This is a genomic window from Cypionkella sp. TWP1-2-1b2, assembly GCF_049896245.1.
In the GTDB taxonomy this organism is placed as follows: domain Bacteria; phylum Pseudomonadota; class Alphaproteobacteria; order Rhodobacterales; family Rhodobacteraceae; genus Cypionkella.
In genome coordinates, this window is sequence record NZ_JAFCTX010000014.1 from 1 (window position 1) to 16,401 (window position 16,401).

Annotated in this window: 12 protein-coding genes; 3 read left to right on the forward strand and 9 right to left on the reverse strand. The window is 61.8% G+C overall.

The features are described from left to right. Nucleotides 1-382: 382 nt before the first annotated feature. From ACP7AP_RS10980 to ACP7AP_RS11010, 7 genes are all read right to left on the reverse strand, one after another. Complete coding sequence (locus ACP7AP_RS10980; RefSeq protein ID WP_426034246.1) at nt 383-1,636, reverse strand: lytic murein transglycosylase; 1,254 nt, start codon at nt 1,634-1,636, stop codon at nt 383-385. Nucleotides 1,637-1,697: 61 nt separating this feature from the next. After that, nucleotides 1,698-2,036: a low affinity iron permease family protein gene (locus tag ACP7AP_RS10985; protein ID WP_426034247.1), complete on the reverse strand. Its 339-nt coding sequence runs from the start codon at nt 2,034-2,036 to the stop codon at nt 1,698-1,700. A 226-nt stretch (nt 2,037-2,262) separates the two neighbouring features. Beyond that, nucleotides 2,263-4,509: a ribonuclease R gene (gene rnr / locus ACP7AP_RS10990; RefSeq protein ID WP_426034248.1), complete on the reverse strand. Its 2,247-nt coding sequence runs from the start codon at nt 4,507-4,509 to the stop codon at nt 2,263-2,265. A 43-nt stretch (nt 4,510-4,552) separates the two neighbouring features. Further along, nucleotides 4,553-5,704, reverse strand: coding sequence for a TIGR03862 family flavoprotein (locus tag ACP7AP_RS10995; protein ID WP_426034249.1), 1,152 nt, complete (start codon nt 5,702-5,704; stop codon nt 4,553-4,555). Beyond that, a complete protein-coding gene (locus tag ACP7AP_RS11000; RefSeq protein ID WP_426034250.1) occupies nt 5,704-7,038 on the reverse strand; it encodes a mechanosensitive ion channel family protein in 1,335 nt (444 codons plus the stop codon). Before ACP7AP_RS11000 ends, ACP7AP_RS10995 begins: the two co-directional genes overlap by 1 nt. Before the next feature lie 146 nt (nt 7,039-7,184). After that, nucleotides 7,185-7,811 carry an enoyl-CoA hydratase/isomerase family protein gene (locus ACP7AP_RS11005; RefSeq protein WP_426034251.1) on the reverse strand — a complete coding sequence of 209 codons (627 nt, stop codon included), beginning with the start codon at nt 7,809-7,811 and terminating at the stop codon, nt 7,185-7,187. After that, nucleotides 7,808-8,554, reverse strand: a complete 747-nt coding sequence (locus ACP7AP_RS11010; RefSeq protein ID WP_426034252.1) for an SDR family oxidoreductase — start codon at nt 8,552-8,554, stop codon at nt 7,808-7,810. The genes ACP7AP_RS11005 and ACP7AP_RS11010 overlap by 4 nt, the downstream gene beginning before the upstream one ends. Nucleotides 8,555-8,679: 125 nt before the next feature. On the opposite strand from ACP7AP_RS11010, the gene ACP7AP_RS11015 reads away from it, so the two are divergent. After that, nucleotides 8,680-10,197, forward strand: coding sequence for a DUF2125 domain-containing protein (locus ACP7AP_RS11015; protein WP_426034253.1), 1,518 nt, complete (start codon nt 8,680-8,682; stop codon nt 10,195-10,197). A gap of 713 nt (nt 10,198-10,910) precedes the next feature. Here the strand turns inward: ACP7AP_RS11015 and ACP7AP_RS11020 are convergent. Then, the gene (locus ACP7AP_RS11020) at nt 10,911-11,537 is read right to left on the reverse strand and encodes a hypothetical protein (protein WP_426034254.1); all 627 of its coding nucleotides are present in this window, start codon (nt 11,535-11,537) and stop codon (nt 10,911-10,913) included. A 115-nt stretch (nt 11,538-11,652) separates the two neighbouring features. On the opposite strand from ACP7AP_RS11020, the gene ACP7AP_RS11025 reads away from it, so the two are divergent. After that, nucleotides 11,653-12,993 (forward strand): TldD/PmbA family protein, encoded by a 1,341-nt coding sequence (locus ACP7AP_RS11025; protein ID WP_426034255.1) that lies wholly within the window; start codon nt 11,653-11,655, stop codon nt 12,991-12,993. 2 nt (nt 12,994-12,995) lie between these two features. Continuing rightward, complete coding sequence (locus ACP7AP_RS11030; RefSeq protein WP_426034256.1) at nt 12,996-13,769, forward strand: 3'(2'),5'-bisphosphate nucleotidase CysQ; 774 nt, start codon at nt 12,996-12,998, stop codon at nt 13,767-13,769. Between the two features lie 61 nt (nt 13,770-13,830). Here ACP7AP_RS11030 and ACP7AP_RS11035 read toward each other — a convergent pair whose 3' ends face one another. Beyond that, entirely contained in the window at nt 13,831-16,239 is a 2,409-nt protein-coding gene (locus ACP7AP_RS11035) for a DEAD/DEAH box helicase (RefSeq protein WP_426034257.1), read from the reverse strand. Nucleotides 16,240-16,401 lie beyond the last annotated feature (162 nt).

The window sequence follows — 16,401 nt, forward strand, 5'->3', positions numbered from 1 at the left end:
GCTGCGAAGCTCCATAGGATGTGATTTGCCCATCTCGATCCCCTATATCTGGAAAGATCAGGGAATCAGAAACCGTCCAAGATGGGAAGCCTGAATCATATGAACGGCGACTTGCTCTAGCAAAGCGTTAACCCAAACGCGCGAGACTACATCCACGGTACAGGGAGGAGTCCCGATGACCGTAAAGAGCAAGTCGCCCCGGCCCGCCTGCATAGCTTCCAGCGGATCGGACCGGTGCCGCGTGGCCGGGGCGCGATCTTTGGATTGCTCTTTTGAAAATACTCAACTGCGACCTGCCCGCGGCGCTCGGCATCCCAGCCCTCCCGCGGCAGCGCCGCCGAGTGGGGGCTCGATGCCCCCCGAGGCGGCACCCCGGCTCAGATCACCGCAGGGCTTGCAGGATCTCAAGGCTCGGATAGCCATCCGGCACCAGCCCATGCCCGCGTTGGAAGGCTTTTACCGCCGCGACTGTCAGCGGCCCGATTTTGCCATCGGCGGTGCCGGCATAGACGCCTGCGGTCAGCAGCAGCGATTGCATTTCGCGACGCTCCTCCAGCGTAAGGGCGCGCAGATCGCGGGGCCATGTGGCTTTGAACGGCGCGCCGCCTGCGATGCGGTCAGCAAGATGGCCGACGGCAATCACATAAGCATCGGCTTTGTTATAGGCCTCAATCGCGGCAAAATTGTCGTAGACCAGAAACGCCGGACCACGCGCGCCTGCGGGCAACAGCAGCGAGGCCCAGCCTGTCGCAGGCAGGCGCGTTGCATCGGGCCGCGTCACGCCCATCTCAGCCCAGGTGCTTAGCGGTTTTTGCGTGCGATCCCCGGCCAAGCTGTAGTCAAAGCCTGCGGGCAAATGCACTTCATCGCCCCAGCGTTCGCCCGCTTTCCAGCCTGCGTTGGCGAGGTAAGCGGCGGTCGAGGCCAAGGCATCGCTTGGATCATCGCTCCAGACATCGGGCTTGCCAGTGCCGCCAAACTTTACCGCCAGTTTCAGATAGGATGAAGGCATGAACTGGGTATGCCCCATCGCCCCGGCCCAAGACCCGAGCATTGCGGCGGGTTTGACCACGCCGGATTGCAAGATTTGCAGGGCGGCAATCAACTCACCCTCAAAGAACGCCCCGCGCCTTGTGTCATAGGCAAGCGTCGCCAAAGCACTGGGCGTGTCGATGTCACCGCGCACCAAACCATAAGCAGATTCCAAGCCCCAGATCGCCAGAACCACATGCTTGTCAACGCCATAGCGGGCTTCGATCTGATCCAGTAGCGGGCCATGCGCCTTCAAAGCCTTCTGCCCCGCCACAATGCGATCTTCCGACACCGCTTTGTCGAGATAATCCCAGATTGTCTTGGTGAACTCATCCTGCTTGCGGTCGCGCTCGATCACCGCTGGCAGAAAATGCACCCCGGCCATCGCCTGATCAAACGTCGCCGCAGAAATCCCCGCCGCCAGTGCGCGGCCCCGAAACCCGGCAATCCATGCCTGCAATCCGGCCTCCGAACCATTCTCGATCACGTCGGTTGCCCCTGCACTTGGCACTGCATCCAAAGACTCCTCCGTCATATCCTGCGCAGCGGCACCGCTCGCGGCCAAAGCAAGCGCCAGCACGGCAAGGCGGAGATATCGGATCAACGGGGCACCTGTTTTGCGTGACCGCCAGAGTACTGGCGGCCACGGCGGGCGCAAGCACCCATTAAGCCGCGATGCGGGCATCGGCGCGCAGATCATCCCGCAGTGCCAGCAATTCCTGCATCAGGCTGGCATTCTGCCGCTCCACCCGACGCAGGTTGTCCTGCATTTCCTCAATGGTGCGGTTGCCGGTGTTTTGCAGCAAAAACACCATCAGAAAGGTTGAAATCGTGGTGCCGGTGTTGATGATCAGCTGCCAGGTATCCGAGTAATCGAACAGCGGCCCGGTGACAGCCCAAAGCGCCACGACGAGAAATGCCGCCATAAAGGCATAGGGGCTGCCGAGCCCGGCGGAAATCCATTCGGACAGGATTTCAAAGCGGTTGGTGAGGTAAGTTTTCATAATGATCTCCTTCAGACAGCCGCTTCCGGCCGTCCGTCAAAGGATCACATGATCCCCCGAGGAATGGGCCCGAAACGGCAAATGCGGTCGACTGCGACTTGACATGGGGTTGAGGTTCCTGGGTTTCACAACGCAAACGGTTGCAGGGCGGGCGTAGACCCGCGCGCGTGCCGGGTCAATTCACAAAAGCTTGCGCTTTGGCGATTTATTGAAGCGGCGGGAAGGTTTACCGCCGCTTGCGCAGGATCTTGCGTTTGGTCGCAGTGTCCTTCGCCGCGAACTTACCCGGCTTGCGCGGCTGCGAACGCCCCGGTTTCGCCCGCCCCGTCGGCAGGGTTGCGCCGTCGATGTTCAGAAGGTCGAGTACAATCCCCCCGGTCATCGGTGTGGCTTCTGCCAAGCGCACCGTGACGCGCAGACCGATGCCGATTTCCACGCCGCTATCCGAGCCGATCAGCATCTGCCGATCCTGATCGTAATGGAAATACTCGCGCCCGACCGAGCGGATCGGCACCAGCCCATCCGCGCCGGTTTCGTCCAGCTTCACGAACAGCCCAAACCGCTGCACGCCAGAAATCCGGCCCGCAAATTCATTGCCGACCCGTTCCGACAGAAACGCCGCAAGGTAGCGGTCATTGGTGTCACGTTCAGCCACCATCGAGCGGCGTTCAGTGTCCGAAATCAGCTTCGCGGTTTCATCGAGATTTTCCACATCCCAAGCCGACAGCCCGTCATCGCCCCAAGCGTGGCCCGCGATCAAGGCGCGATGCACGATCAGATCGGAATAGCGCCGGATCGGTGAGGTGAAATGCGCGTAATTCCGCAACGCGAGGCCAAAATGCCCGAAATTCACCGCGTTATAATAGGCCTGCGTCATCGAGCGCAGGGTCGAGATATTCATCAACTCGTCAAATTCAGTGCCCTGCGCCTGCGCCAGCAATCGGTTGAGATGCTGGGTTTTCAGCACCTGGCCCTTTGCGAGGGTAAAGCCCGACGCCTCGGCCACCTCACGCAGACTTTCCAGCTTGTCCGGCGAGGGTTCTTCATGCACCCGGAACAACAAGGGCCGTTTCAGCCCGACCAATTCCTCAGCCGCCGACACATTGGCGAGGATCATACATTCCTCGATCAGCTTATGCGCATCGAACCGGGCCTTGAAGGCGACCGAGATCACCTTGCCTTCGTCCGAGAGTTCAATCTTGCGCTCTGGCAGTTCCAGATCCAAAGGCCCGCGCAATGCCCGTGCCTTTTTCAGCGCGTCATAGGCGGCGTAAAGCGTGGTCAGCACCGGTAACAGCGGTTCAGTCACCGCATCGGGGTTGCCGTCAATCGCATCCTGCACCTGCCCGTAATGCAGAGAGCCTTGCGAGCGCATCAGCCCGCGCACAAAGCGGTGGCTCAGCTTTTGCCCATGCGCGTCGATCCGCATCTGCACTGCCAGACACGCCCGATCCACATGCTCGTGCAAGGAACACAAATCGCCCGACAGCACATCCGGCAGCATCGGCACCACGCGGTCGGGGAAATAGGTCGAGTTGCCGCGCTTGCGGGCTTCCCGGTCCAAAGCGGAATTCGGGCGGACATAATAGGCGACATCGGCGATAGCAACCCAGATGTAAAAACCGCCGCCGTTTTTCGGATCGGGATCGGCCTCGGCATAAACCGCATCGTCGCGATCGCGGGCGTCAATCGGGTCGATGGTCAGCAGCGGCAGGCCACGCAGGTCTTCGCGTTTGCCCAAGGGCGCGGGTTGTGCCGCATCGGCCTCGGCAATCACCGCATCGGGGAATTGATCGGGGATGCCGTGCTGGTGGATCGCGATCAGGCTGACCGCGCGCGGGCCATTCGGGTCGCCCAATCGCGCCGTAATCCGCGCTTGCGGCAGGCCAAGCCGCTTTGGGCCGACCTGTTCCGCCTCAACCAACTCACCATCCCGCGCATCAAACGTATGATCGCGCGCGACTTTCCACTCCTTATCGACGCCTTTATCGACCGGAATAATCCGCCCACCCTCGGCATTAGAACGGAAAACCCCCAGCAGTTTCAGCGGGTTCGAGCCCAAAGCCCGGATCAAACGCGCCTGATAGCCGTAATCCTGCCCACCCACGGGCGTCAGCCGCGCGAGGATCTTCATCCCCCCCGCCAAAGCCACATCGCCCTTTTGCGGCAGGATCAGAATACGCGGCGGGGTATCGCCTGCGTCCGCCTCCAACGGCTGCGCAAACAGATCGCCGTTGCTGTCGGGCGGCAGCACCAGCAGCACCGACACCGGCGGTAGAGCACCCGGTTCGCGGTAGCTGCGCGCCTTTTTCTCGATGCCGCCCTCGGCCTCAAGCTCTTTCAGCATCCGCTTCAGATCAATCCGCGCATCGCCTTTGATGCCAAACGCCTTGGCAAGATCGCGCTTTCCGGTCAGGCCGGGGTTCTCGGTGATCCACTGACGGATCTGGTCTTTTGTGGGCAAGGTGTTCATCCCTTGCCCCTAGCATGAGATCGTCCGCGCCGAAAGACCACCCTTACACCGCAGCCCGCGCTCCGGCAGCTTTACCCGCCCAGCGCCCGGTTGCGGCCACGCCTGTCAGCAAATAGCCCCCGGTCGGAGCCTCCCAGTCCAGCATCTCACCACACACGAACATGCCGGGGATGGCTTTCAACTCAAGGCCATCCGTCACCGCCGATTGCGTCACACCACCCGCCACCGAAATCGCCTCATCCAAAGGCCGCGGCCCGATCAGCTTCATCGGCAGCGATTTCACCGCGGCGACAGTCTCCAGCCCGCGGCCAAATTCCATCACCAACCCGACAGCCGCAGGAGAAAGCCCCAACTTGCGCAGACGGTTCGCCAAGGTTTCCCCCGGTTTCATCCGCGAAAGTCGCGCGGCAATCTCATCGCCCGACACATCCGCCATCAAATCCAGCCGCAAGGCCGCGCCTTCGCGCAGCGCCCGAGACACCGCATAAACCCCGCCGCCCTCGATCCCCCGTGCCGAGATCACAAACTCCCCCCGCTCGCGCGCGTCGCCGACCAGAAGCGCCGCCCCTTTGATCGCGGTGCCGAAAAACTTGTGCATATGCGGCGTCCAATCCACCGCAAACCCCATATTCGCGGGCTGCCACGGCGCAATATCCACACCCTTCGCCGCCAGCCACGGCACCCAAGCCGCATCCGACCCCAATCGCGCCCAGGACGCGCCACCCAAGGCCAGAACCGTCACCTCTGGCCGCAGCACTTCCGCCCCCTCAGGCGTCTCAAAAGCCAAGCCATCACCATCAAACCCAGCCCAGCGCCAGCGCGACCGCAGTTCCACCCCCGCGCCCTCCAGCCGCTTCAACCAAGCCCGCAGCACGGGCGAGGCCTTCATCGAGCGCGGAAATACCCTGCCTGTGGAGCCGGTAAACACCTCTTGCCCCAAAGCCCGCGCCCAGATGATCATCTCACGCGGGCCAAATTCCGCCAGCATCGGGCGCAGCCATTCGCTGCGATATTCGGCGATAAAGCTGCTACGATCCTCGTCCTTGGTGATGTTCAACCCCGATTTACCAGCCATCAGAAACTTGCGCGCCGGGCTGGGCTTGGCCTCGCAGACCACCACCTTGTGCCCCGCCCGCGCGAGTTCTTCCGCCGCCATCAGGCCCGCAGGGCCCGCACCGATTACCAAAGCATCCATCAGATCATTCCCTTGGGCATCACGCCCTTAATTTCCGTATTCTTTATTTCAACGACACGGTGCGGGTAAGGCATCTCGATCTGCGCCGCCTTCAAGGCGTTCCAGATCGCGAACAACACTACTGAGCCGTATTTGTTCTTGCCGTCATCAACGCCATTGACCCAATATTCCACCGCGAAATCGACGCTGCTTTCGCCGAAGGCCCGCAGTTCGCAATCTGGGCCATCGGGTTGCTGCAAGACAAAGTCCAACGCCGCAACAGCCGCCTCAATCACCGCAGGCACCTTATTGATATCGGTGTCATACCCCACCGAGAACAAAGCCTCATAACGGTTGGCACTGCCCGCGTCCGAGTAATTCACCACCCGCGTGGTGACAAAATGCTCGTTCGGCACCACGATCCATTTGCCGTCAAAGGTTTCCAACACACAGGCCCGCGCCGTCATCTTGACGATGGTGCCCTTCTCGCCGCCGTCGAGTTCAACATAATCGCCCACCGTGGTCTGGCCTTCAATCAGCAGGATGATGCCAGAGACAAAGTTCGCCGCGATCTGCTGCAGGCCCAGCCCAATGCCGACACCCAACGCACCGCCCAGCAAGGCCACGGCGGTCAGATCAATCCCCATGATGCTCATCAGCAGCAGGAAGGCGGCGCCGAAAATCGCAACTTCCGTCGCCTTCACCGCCAATTCGCGGGTGGCGGGTCGCAGTTCCTCCTGCTTTTTGATGTAATCGGCGGATTGGCGGTTCGACCACGACCCCAGCCAGAACAACAACCCACCCGCAATCAGACCCCGGATCAGCGCCATCACCGAAAACCGGATATTGCCCAACGCGATGATGGTTTCTTCCAAGCGCAGCGCGATATCATCCAGCAGACCCACCGCATAAAGCGCCGTGACGGGCACCAGCACATATTTGCCCAGCAGTTTCAGGAACGGATCGCGCAGCACCTGTTGCACGAACAACCGCGCCGCCAGAAAGAAAAACACCCGTTTGCCGAGCGCGATCACATCGCCCGAACCGAACAGCGAGCGGGTGACTTCCTCACCCGCCGCCGTAAAGCCATAAGCCAGCAAAGGCATCAGCAGCGGCAAAAACCGCAGAGCAAAGCGCAGGGTGGTGGCGACCGCTGTGTCTTTGTCACCGGGGTTCAGCATCCGCCGGGCCAACGGCGCGATACGGCGCGCGGCATAGACCGCCGCGAACACCGCCAACGCCAACAGCGCAAACTGCGACCATGCCGCGGGCGACAGCAGCCAGCCTTGGGCGACCTCGCTTGCCTGATTAAGCCAGCCCATCAGCCTGGTGACGAATTCCGACTGCTTTTCCATCCCAAGGCCCCCGCTTTATTGCCCCTGCAGTGTCAAAGAAACTTGGGTAAAACAAGCCTGCCTGAACGTAGCATTGATGTGTAGCCATTCCGCCGCGACCTGCTCCGCAGCGACCTGCTGTACAGACGATTTCTGCGCAGAAATCGTCACGGAATTCGCGCGAATTCCGCCTGCGCCATCAGCCGTTTGATCGCTGCCGCATGGCCGGGAATGGCCGCCAGCACATCGGCGGCCAAGGCGCGGGCGGTGGGCAGCAGATCAGCGGGGGCGACAATGCGGTCGATCAAGCCCCAAGCCAGCGCCTCCTCTGCCGCAATCTTCGCGCCCGCCATCAGGATCATCTTCGCCCGCGCGGGGCCGATCAGCGCCACCAGCCGCGCGGGGTCGGCGGGTTGCGGCAGATAGCCCAAGCGCATCACCGGATAGAAAAATGTCGCCCCCGGCACACCAAGCCGCAGATCGCAGGCCAAAGTCATGCCCATCGCCCCCCCGGCCAGAGTGCCATTCAGCGCGGCAATCGTCAGCCCCGGCAGGCTGACGATGCGGTTTGACAGCACATCCCAAATCGGATCGGTGGCAAGGCCAGCCTTGGCCTCGTCCAGATCAGCGCCAGCCGAGAACACACGGGCCTCCCCCGTCAAGATCAGCACCTGCGGCGGATCATCGAGTGCTGCCAGCAGATCCACAAGCATCGCGCGGCTGAGCGCATTGGCCTTCTCTGGCCGCTGCAGGGTCAGCACCAGCAACCCGCCCTCACGCACCACGCCAATCATGCGATCAATCCGACCGCGCGGCGCACAGCCTCATCGCGCAAAGACACATCGCGGCCCAAATAGGCATCCGCCCCTGGCCCACACATCCAGACCAGACACTTAGCTGGCCAATCCGCCGGGATATGCACCGCGAAATCCAACTGGCTGACAGGATTGACGCCGCTCGCCTTGATCTTCACCTGCATCTCGGTCGCAACCGTCCCCGGTGACATCCCCAGCACCCGAATACCATGTGTGGCTTCCTCCAGATGCGCCACCCGTGTCAGCATCAACGCGGCCGCCTTGCTGGCACAATAGCCACCCCAGCCCTCCATCGGGTTCACCGCAGCGCCGGACGAAACGGTAATAATTGTCCCCGCGCCCTGCGCCTTCATCAACGGCAAAGCCGCGCGCATGCCGTGGAACACGCCTTTCAGGTTGATATCAATCGCATCCGAGAACGCCTCAACCCCAGCATCCGCCAGCCGGGCAATCGGCTCGATCACGCCCGCGTTGTTCATCAGCACATCCAGCCGCCCAAAGCGCGCCACCACCGCCGCCAAAGCCGCTGCCACATCGCCCGCATCCGCCACATCGCAGCGCCGCGCCATCGCCTGCGGGCCGATCTCGGCGGCCAAAGCGGTGATCTCGGCCTCTGACCGCGCGAGCAGTGCCACCGAGGCCCCCGCGCCCGCGAACGCCCGCGCCGCCGCTGCCCCTATACCCCGGCTCGCCCCCGTGATCACCACAACCCTACCCTGCATCACAGCCTCCTTCACGCCCACATGACAATTCCGTTTAGCCAAAACTGCCGCTTACGGAAAGCCTTGACCCTGCCAGCACTTAGACGGATGCTTATTGGCAGTATTTCCAACGGAAAGGCTTCATTATGAAACACTGGAAACTCGCAAGCAGCACCGCCGTATTGGCGCTTTTGACCGGAACCGGCGCATTCGCCGATGTAACCCCCGAAGAAGTTTGGCAAAACTGGCAGGACATGAGCACCTCGGCGGGCCAGACCGTTACCTCGACCAGCGCCGAGCGCGATGGCGACACTCTGGTCGTCTCGGGCGTGACGATCAGCTACGAGAAAGACGGCACCTCGTTCACCAGCGCGATTGACCAGATTGATTTTGCTGACAACGGTGATGGCAGCGTCGATGTGACCAGTTCGGACAGCTATCAGATGGCGCTGAAAATTCCGGCGTCCGCCGAGATTGAAGGCGATATGCCAAGCGATCTGAAGATCACCGTGACTCAGCCCGAGATGGTGGTGACCGCCAGCGGCACGGTTGATGCGCTCAGCTACGAGTTCGAAGGCCCCAGCGTCACCGCCAAATTTGAGCCGGGCGATACCGCCGCCGCCGCACAGGGCAGCTTCGAGGTCGCTTTGACCGATTTGTCCGGCAAGTATCTGGTCGAAGGCGATGGCGAGGCTAAGAAGATCACCTCGGATTTCGCCGCGAAAAGTGTCAAGATCAGCGGTTCCGGCAAAGATGCCGCCGCGAAATCGGATGCGACTTTTAGTGCCACCATCGCCGATGTCGCGGGCAATACCAACGGCAACTTCCTTGGCGCGGCAGAGATGGTCGATATGGCCAAAGCGCTGCAAAGCGGCTTTGCGGTCAACGGCAATTTCAGCCATGGCGCGATGACTGTCGATCTGGCCGTCACCGAAGACGGCAAACCGACCAAAATCACCGGAGCCTCCGAAGGCGGTGACATGTCGGTGGCGATGGATGCCACCCATCTGCAATTCGGCGCGGGCGGCAAGGCGCTGAACCTGACGATTGCCAGCGCCGATATCCCGTTCCCCGAGCTGAAACTCGGCTACAAGGAAGCCGCGTTCAACCTGTTGATGCCAGTGGGCAAAACCGACGCCCCTGCCGATTTCGCGATGCTGACCAAGTTGGTGGGCTTCACAGTTTCGGATGAGGTCTGGGGCATGTTCGACCCAGCAGGCAGCCTGCCGCACGATCCGGCCACGGTGATCATCGACACCAAAGGCAAAGTGACCATGACAACCGATCTGTTCGACGAGGCCGCGATGGCCGCGTTGGGCGACGCCCCTCCCGGTGATCTGAACGCGCTGGATGTGACCGAACTGAAAGCCTCGGTGGCGGGTGCCGAGCTGACGGGCGCGGGTGCATTCACCTTTGACAACACCGACAAAACCACCTTTCCCGGCGTGCCTTTGCCGACCGGCAAGATGGATTTGAAGCTGACCGGCGGCAACACCCTGCTGGATAAGCTGGTGGCGATGGGGCTTCTGCCGCAAGATCAGGCGATGGGCTTCAAGATGATGGTGTCGATGTTCGCCAATTCGGCGGCGGACAAAGACGAGATGACCTCGACGCTGGAGTTCAAGGACAAAGGCTTTTACGCCAACGGCCAGAAGCTGCAGTAAGCCAAGAATACCGAAAACGCTAAAGCCGCCCCTCTCGGGCGGCTTTTTCTTTGAACCGAAAGAAAACTCTGCGGGGCAGAGTTTTCCGGTTCATTGCTCATAAGCCGCAAGGCGTTGAGCAAGGGGTCGGGTCCCACAAACCATCGCCTGCCAATCTGGCCGCGCCTGACTGGCTGGCGCGGCAACGCGCCTGCCATGGGCAGGCAGGCGCGGCCAGATTTGTCTGCTGCCAAATCTGGCAAGACCCCAGAAATTGAGCAGAACACCCCAAAAGATTAACAAATCCTTAAATGCACCACCACAACACACTGATATAACACAACCTTTTTTGGTCCCGAGTTGGGACCACCCCCTACAACCGTCGCAAACAATTCTGCGACAGATACAAATCATCCGCCGCCGGATCGAACGGGATGCCCGCATAATCCAGATTGCCCGTCACCGCAGGCCGCGCAATCGCTTGCGGCGCGGGGGTTGGCACCGTCGCCGATGTCAGCGCGTTGCCCGTGGTGTCGATCACCCCGCCCACCACCAGCCGGGTGGTGAAGCTCATGTTCTCAATCCGCCCGCCCACCGCACTGCCCAGCAGATTGAACCCCGCCGAGACCGCAGCCTGCTGCAACGCCTGCTTCGGCGTCTTGCCCTCGACCAATGATTGCGCGCCCTGCACCCCACCTTGCAGGCCTGATCCAACAAACATCAACTGGATCTGCTCAGACCGCATCAACGCCGGATTGCCGCCCGCAATCCCCACCATGCCCACGATAAACGTCCCCGACCCATTGATCACCGCCGCCCCGACATTGCCGGTATCCTGATAGGTCGCCGTCCCCCGCAACACCGACCCCGCCCCCAGCACGCCAAACGCCGCCCCCCCCCGACAAAAGCCCCGCCCCCACCACCAGAATCGTCGCCGAAGTATCGCGGGTGAACTGTGCCACCGCCAAGGCTGTCTCCCAGCCCTCGACATTGTTGGAAATGCTTTCCGAGGATTGCCGCGTCGCGCGCCTGCGCATCGCCTCTACCGCGCTAAAATCACTGCGCCCGCGCCCGATCATCCCAAGCAGGTTCGACCGCATCCCGCCCGGATCGCGCGACAACCGCTCCGCCGCATCCAGATAAAACGTGTTGGTTTCCTGATCGACATCCGCCCGCAGCCCATTCCAATCGGTTTCAAACAGATAGGTCGTCGGCAGCAGAAAGCCGTTCTCCACCGAGGTGATCTGCGAGCGCGCCTTGATCTTTTCCGCCCGCAACGCCGCGCGCAGCATCAAATAAACGCCCTCTTTATTGACGCCCCAGCGCTGGCCTTGGCCGTCCACCACAACCGTCCACGGCATTGTGAAATCCCTATATGAAAAAAACTTGATGGCCTAAAACGGCCTTACGTCTTGAACTCTGTGCAGAAAGCATGACTTTGAGCCGCAACGAAGTCAAATCCCTTAAGGATGCCGCATGTCCCGTCTTGCCTCGCTGACTGAAGCCCTCCTCCACGCCGCCAAACAGGCCGGAGCAGAAGCCGCCGACGCGATGGCGCTCTCCGGCACCTCGCAATCCATCGACATCCGCGCCGGGGCTTTAGAACAAGCCGAACGCTCCGAAGCCATCGAGATCGGCCTTCGCGTGTTGATCGGGGGCCGCCAGGCCTGTGTATCGGCATCCGACACCTCCCCCGCCACCCTTGCGCGGCTGGCCGAACGCGCCGTAGCAATGGCCCGCGAAGCCCCAAATGACCCCTACGCGGGCCTCGCCGCGCCCGATCAAATCGCCAAACACTGGGATCTCGCCGCGCTGCAACTGGTGGAAGACGCGCCAGAACCCTCTGCAGCCCACTTGGAGTCCCTCGCCCGCGAAGCCGAAGCAGCCTCAATGGCAACCCCCGGCATCACCCAAGTTGAAGCCTCTGCCGGATACGGTCGCCGCCAAGTCCACCTTGCCGCCTCCAACGGTTTCGCAGGCGGCTATGAACGCTCATCGCACTCCGTCTCCGCCGTCGCCTTCACTGGCTCCGGCACCGCGATGGAGCGTGACTACGCAGGCGAAGGCCGCATCTTCGCCGCCGACATGCCCTCCGCCATCAGCATCGGCACTTTGGCGTCAGAGCGCGCCCTCGCCCGCGCAGGCGCGACAAAGCCGAAAACCGGCACCTACCCGGTGATCTTCGACGAACGCGTCGCCTCCTCGCTGATCGGCCACCTGACCTCTGCCATCAACGGCGCCGCCATAGCCCGCGGATCGTCTTGGCTGCTCAACGGTTTAGGCACCCAAGTCCTACCCGCACATCTTTCGCTGATCGAAGACCCACTCCGCCCCCGTATCGGCGGATCGCGCCCGTTCGACGGTGAAGGCCTGCCCTCCAACCGCCGGATGGTGGTCGAAAACGGCATCCTGCTGGGCTGGACCCTAGACCTCGCCACCGCCCGCCAACTCGGGCTTGCAAGCACCGGAAACGCCGCGCGCGGCACATCCGCGCCGCCCACCCCCTCCAGCTCCAACCTAGATCTCACCCAAGGCGAAGCTTCCCGCGCCGACCTGATCCGCGATATGGGCACCGGTCTGCTGATCACTTCAATGATCGGCTCCACCATCAACCCCACCACCGGCGACTATTCCCGCGGAGCCTCCGGCTTCTGGGTGGAAAACGGCGAAATCCTGTATCCGGTCAACGAATGCACCATCGCCGGAAACCTGCGCGATATGCTCAAACGCATCATCCCCGCCAACGACGTCCGCGCGCATCTGTCCACCCGCGTCCCCAGCCTGCTTGTTGAAGGCATGATCCTTGCCGGAGCGTAAACGTGCCAGCGCGTGATCTCGCCCTGCTGACCGAGGCTGCCCGCGCCGCAGGCGAAGTCGCGCTGCGCTACTGGAAAAACGCACCGAAAGCTTGGGACAAAGCCGATGCCAGCCCAGTGACCGAGGCCGATCTGGCCTGCAATGACCTGATCATGGGCATCCTGCGCCGTGCCCGCCCGCACTATGGCTGGCTGTCGGAAGAAACCCCGGATGATACCGCACGACTTGATACCGAATATCAGTTCCTAATTGATCCGATCGACGGCACCCGAGCATTTATCGCCGGAGAGAAGCACTTCTCGCACTCGCTCGCCGTCGCCCGTAACGGCGAGATCACCGCCGCTGTGGTCTATCTGCCCGCGCTGGACAGGCTCTACACCGCGACCAAAGAAGGCCCTGCGCTGCGCGACGGCCAACCCATTCTATGCAGCCAGAAGTCACTGACAGATGCGCCTAACATCCTCACTTCAAAGCACTCTCTAGACCCCGAGCACTGGCGCACGACGCCGCCCGAGTTCCAGCGCAGCTTCCGCGCTTCGCTGGCCTATCGGTTGTGCTTGGTGGCAGATGGCAGCTTTGACGGTATGATCACCTTCATGGATGCGTGGGAATGGGACATCGCCGCAGGCAGTCTGATTGCCGCGCGGGCGGGCGCGACTGTCAGCGACAAATACGGCCAACCGCTGCGCTTCAACGCCCCCGGCGCGCAATCGGCGGGCACTTTCGCCTGCAATCCGGCGCTGCACAACGACTTGATGCCGCTGGTAAAACAATAGGGCCGCCCGAAGGCAGCCCTATGTGAATCATCATTCGCAATTATATGAACCGACGTCCAGATTACTTTTTCTTCGGCGGCACGAACCGCTTCGAAGTATCCTTGGCATCCAGTTTCGGCCCCGCAGGCTTGGCGAAAGCGGGCTTGCCAAACGACTTGCCTTCTGACCCATGCGATTTGGAACCAAAGGCTTTACCCGGTTTGCCATCCGCCCCACCATGCGACTTAAACCCAGCCGATTTCGGCGCATAAGCGGGCTTGTCTCCGCGCGGCGCATAAGGTTTTGCGCCTTCCGCACGCGGCGCATAGGGCTTGCGATCACCATCTTCACGCTTGGCATAAGGCTTAGCCCCCTCAGCACGCGGCGCGTAAGGCTTGCGTTCACTATCCGCACGCGGGGCATAGGCGGGCTTGTCGCCGCGGGGCGCGTAGGGCTTGCGGTCGCCATCTTCACGCTTGGCGTAGGGTTTCGCACCCTCGGCACGCGGCGCGTTCGGCTTGCGCTCACCATCGGCGCGCGGCGCATAGGCGGGTTTGTCACCACGCGGTGCATAAGGTTTCGCACCTTCAGCGCGCGGGGCGTAAGGCTTGGCTTCACGCGCCGCATAAGGCTTGGCATCGCTATCTTCGCGCTTGGCATAGGGCTTCGGCGCGCGCGGACGCGGCGCTTCTGCCGGAGCAGCCTCAGACCCCTTGATCGGATCATAACCATCCGCCGCCGCTTCCTCGACCAAACGTGAAGGCTTCGGCACATAGGGTGCCTTCTCACGCTTCTCGTAGGCTGGTTTTTCCGAACGCTCAGCCCGTTCGGCACGCGCCGGGCGCTCTGCCCGATCCCGCCCAGGCGCGCGTGGGCTGCGTTCCGGGCGATCCATCGAAGGCTCGCCTTCCATCCGCTCCATGACAACGCCGTTTTCCAGCTCCAGCGTCAAACCAAACCGGCTGGCCAAAGCTTCAGCGATTTGCACATAGGTGATGTCTTCCTGCACGCGGATCGCCCCAATGCCATCCTTGGTGATCGACCCTGCGTCACAGATTTTCGGCAACAGCCAACGCGCTTCGGCACGGCCAGCGCGACCAACCGACAACGTATACCAAACCGAGGCACCAAATTCGCTGCGTTCGCGCGGCGGCGCTGCTTCGCGGGCTTCGCGCACCGGGCCGGTCTGATCCGACAGAACTTCCGGAGCCGAACGGCCCGACCGCCATGCCTGAACGTAAGCCGCCGCGATCTGTTCGGGACCAAAGCGTTCAATCAACTGCATCGCCATGCCCATCTCATCGGTCAGGTTCTGACCAAACACCGGGTTTTCAAAGATCCGCATATCGTCTTTTTGCTGCACGTCGTCCGCAGATGGGGCCGAACCCCATTCCGCCACAACCTTCGCGCCCTGCAACAAACGCTGGGCTTTCTTGAACTCTGACGGGGCCACGATCAGGGCTGAGACGCCCTTCGATCCAGCGCGCCCGGTCCGCCCCGAACGGTGCAGCAGCGTTTCAGAATTCGACGGCAAATCAGCGTGAATGACCAGTTCCAGCCCCGGCAAGTCGATACCGCGCGCGGCCACATCGGTCGCGATACAGACATTCGCGCGACCATTGCGCAAAGCGGTCAAAGCGTTGGTGCGCTCTTGCTGGCTCAACTCGCCCGACAAAGCCACCACTTTGAAGCCACGATTGCCCATCCGCGCCATCAGATGATTGACGTTCACGCGGGTCTTGCAAAACACGATCGCAGCCTTGGCCTCATAGAACCGCAGCATGTTGAAAATCGCATGTTCGCGGTCGCGCACCGCCACCGACAGCGCGCGGTATTCGATATCGACGTGCTGCTTGGCCTCACCCTGCGCGGCAATCCGCAAGGCATTGACCTGAAAGTCTTCCGCCAGCTTGGCGATCTCTTTCGGCACGGTGGCCGAGAACATCAACGTGCGGCGATCTTCCGGTGCAGCTGCAAGGATATATTCCAGATCCTCGCGGAAGCCGAGATCGAGCATCTCATCGGCTTCATCCAGCACGGCGGCGCGCAGGCCCGACAGGTTCAGCGACTTGCGGTCGATATGGTCGCGCAAGCGGCCCGGCGTGCCGACCACGATATGCGCGCCGCGATCCAGCACGCGCTTTTCGGTGCGGTAATCCATTCCACCCACGCAGGTGGCAATCACAGCGCCCGCCGAAGCGTAAAGCCATTCCAACTCGCGCGCCACTTGCAGCGCCAATTCGCGGGTCGGTGCGATCACCAGGGCCAGCGGATTATCGGCATACAAAAGCTTGTCCATGCCGCCCAGAATCTGATCCGCAATCGCGATCCCGAAGGCGACGGTCTTGCCCGAACCGGTTTGCGCCGAGACCAGCACATCACGGCCCTGCGCATCCGGTTGCAGCATCGCGGTCTGCACGGCGGTCAAGGTTTCATAGCCCTTAGCCGTCAAAGCCGCAGCCAAAGGCGCGGCAATCACTTGATCAATCATGTCTTTTCCTGATGGGGGATGGCCTTGGCCATGCCCGTGAAGTCCCTAAAAAACGGCACCTCATTCCCCATCGCAAGCCAGCCTCCCTGCCGCCTGCCCCGGAATCCTCGGGCCGAAGCGCGTCGATACAGCGAATCGCGTGGAATGTATAGCGAAACCAAT

Coding starts and splice junctions, on each gene's coding strand:
- ACP7AP_RS10985 (WP_426034247.1), bottom strand. CDS start 2,036: ATGAAAACTTACCTCACCAACCGCTTTGAAATCCTGTCCGAATGGATT.
- rnr (WP_426034248.1), bottom strand. CDS start 4,509: ATGAACACCTTGCCCACAAAAGACCAGATCCGTCAGTGGATCACCGAG.
- ACP7AP_RS10995 (WP_426034249.1), bottom strand. CDS start 5,704: ATGGATGCTTTGGTAATCGGTGCGGGCCCTGCGGGCCTGATGGCGGCG.
- ACP7AP_RS11000 (WP_426034250.1), bottom strand. CDS start 7,038: ATGGAAAAGCAGTCGGAATTCGTCACCAGGCTGATGGGCTGGCTTAAT.
- ACP7AP_RS11005 (WP_426034251.1), bottom strand. CDS start 7,811: ATGATTGGCGTGGTGCGTGAGGGCGGGTTGCTGGTGCTGACCCTGCAG.
- ACP7AP_RS11010 (WP_426034252.1), bottom strand. CDS start 8,554: ATGCAGGGTAGGGTTGTGGTGATCACGGGGGCGAGCCGGGGTATAGGG.
- ACP7AP_RS11015 (WP_426034253.1), top strand. CDS start 8,680: ATGAAACACTGGAAACTCGCAAGCAGCACCGCCGTATTGGCGCTTTTG.
- ACP7AP_RS11020 (WP_426034254.1), bottom strand. CDS start 11,537: ATGCCGTGGACGGTTGTGGTGGACGGCCAAGGCCAGCGCTGGGGCGTC.
- ACP7AP_RS11025 (WP_426034255.1), top strand. CDS start 11,653: ATGTCCCGTCTTGCCTCGCTGACTGAAGCCCTCCTCCACGCCGCCAAA.
- ACP7AP_RS11035 (WP_426034257.1), bottom strand. CDS start 16,239: ATGATTGATCAAGTGATTGCCGCGCCTTTGGCTGCGGCTTTGACGGCT.